Source organism: Bartonella sp. AA83SXKL (genome assembly GCF_042196965.1).
Classification (GTDB): Bacteria; Pseudomonadota; Alphaproteobacteria; order Rhizobiales; family Rhizobiaceae; genus Bartonella.
On sequence record NZ_JBHIRG010000079.1, the window covers coordinates 1 to 1,693 of the forward strand.

At 38.6% G+C, this 1,693-nt stretch carries 2 protein-coding genes; both read right to left on the minus strand.

Annotation, left to right across the window (positions count from 1 at the left end; all coding sequences use genetic code 11):
* Window positions 1-287: 287 nt before the first annotated feature.
* The gene (locus ACFINO_RS09690; RefSeq protein ID WP_375655604.1) at window positions 288-821 is read right to left on the minus strand and encodes an antA/AntB antirepressor family protein; all 534 of its coding nucleotides are present in this window, start codon (window positions 819-821) and stop codon (window positions 288-290) included.
* 275 nt (window positions 822-1,096) lie between these two features.
* Window positions 1,097-1,693, minus strand: a 597-nt coding sequence (locus tag ACFINO_RS09695; protein ID WP_375655606.1) for a tyrosine-type recombinase/integrase, incomplete at its 5' end; no start/stop codon positions are given.

Genomic DNA, 1,693 nt, shown 5'->3' on the forward strand with positions numbered 1-1,693 from the left:
GTGATGTCTCGTTATACAAAATGGATTGTACTCATTATACTCTTATTAGCACTTGATTTTTCACGTATTATGGATGCGTTTGTAAGTATTTTTACACAAAAACCAAATATCCGACTCTAAACATACTCTGAGACGCGCGAAATTCTTTAGAAAATGGTTTCTTAATTTTGCTCGTCTCATGGAGACTATCAATAATATCTTTGTACATTTAAAATAGTGGCTAACCAAAAACTGAAAGCTTTATCCCCTCCCCACTTTTGAAATGGGGAGATGAATCGTGTTTTAAACTAAGCCGCTTTCACAACAGATCTTGCTAGAACGCGCTTAGCTTCTTTAATGATGGCTTTATATTTTCTATTCTCTTCATCTACTCTGAAGGCATCAAGAAGACGAACATGTATTGGACCCAGAAGATATAAAACTTTTTCGCCAGCGTTCATACCTTCCCAATAGCTTGGCAAATCAAAGCGTGTATCATTATCATAATCAACAGATTGGCTTTTTAGTTTCTTCTCACACTCAATAAAATAACGGCGTGCTTGACGTCCTTTCTCGTTACGTTCAACCATTGAAAGCTCTTTCGCCATGTCTAAAGTGATGTGGTATTCTGTACTTGGACGACCGCCTTTAGGTTTTACTCTTTTTTGAGTAAAACTCACAAAGTCTTGATTTTCTTGAAAAGAATATTCTTCAATCCGTCGTGAAATCCAATCGTTGAAGCGTATATTAACGTCTAAAAACGTATGTAACTCACGCGCGTTAACGGTTTGAACAGTTTCCTGATCAATGATTTGTTCCGTAATTTCTATAAGAGTGTTCATAGCGAACTCCTAGTTGTTAGATGTTTTTCATTGACACTTTTTATAAAAATGCCGGGTGCTGAAAAACACGGCAACTAGCCCGTCGTTATGCTTTCCCCGTAAAGGGTATTATATGGCATAACCACACCCGACAAAGCTATTATATGCGTCTAGCATACAATGAGTCAAAGCTTTTAAATTGCGGAAGATCAGTTATTTCGGCAACCAATCCGCTAGTTGTTTTAAGGTGTTTTTCAAGCACCTCATTCGACAATAGACACATTGTTATAATCCTGTCAAGCCTCTCCTGATATAAAAGACGCCCATTGTTCCAAGAGAACATGTCGCTGTTCTAAAAAATCCGTTCGCATATAAGCTTTCGTCACTGAACTCCCAACTGAATGGGCAAGAACAGTTTCGGCAATCTCAAATGGTGTTGACGTTGTCTCTGCTATCCAATCCCGTAAGCTTGAACGAAAACCATGGGGACGATAAGTCAAACCACAAACTGTCATATACTTTGCCATGGTGGCATCAGAAATGGGGTTGCCTGTAAGACCAGAAAAGAGAAAACCATTCTTTTCAAAGGGAAGAGTTTTTTCAATAACTCTCAAAGCTTCATCACTTAGTGGCACGCGAAAGTCTGAAACTTTCCCTACAATACCTTTCATGTTTTCTTTTGGTATAGTCCATATCTTTTTATCAATTTGTTCAAGGCGCAAATAGCGCAATGGATATGACCGTGCTCCTGTCAAAATCAATAACTTCAGTGCTAAATTTGAAAGGATCTTATCATCCAAGCTTTGATAAAATGCCGGAACCTCTTGCCATGGCATAGCAGGAATATTTGTTGATGTCGCACGTGGTTTTCCTAAAAGAGCGCGTGCCTTCAT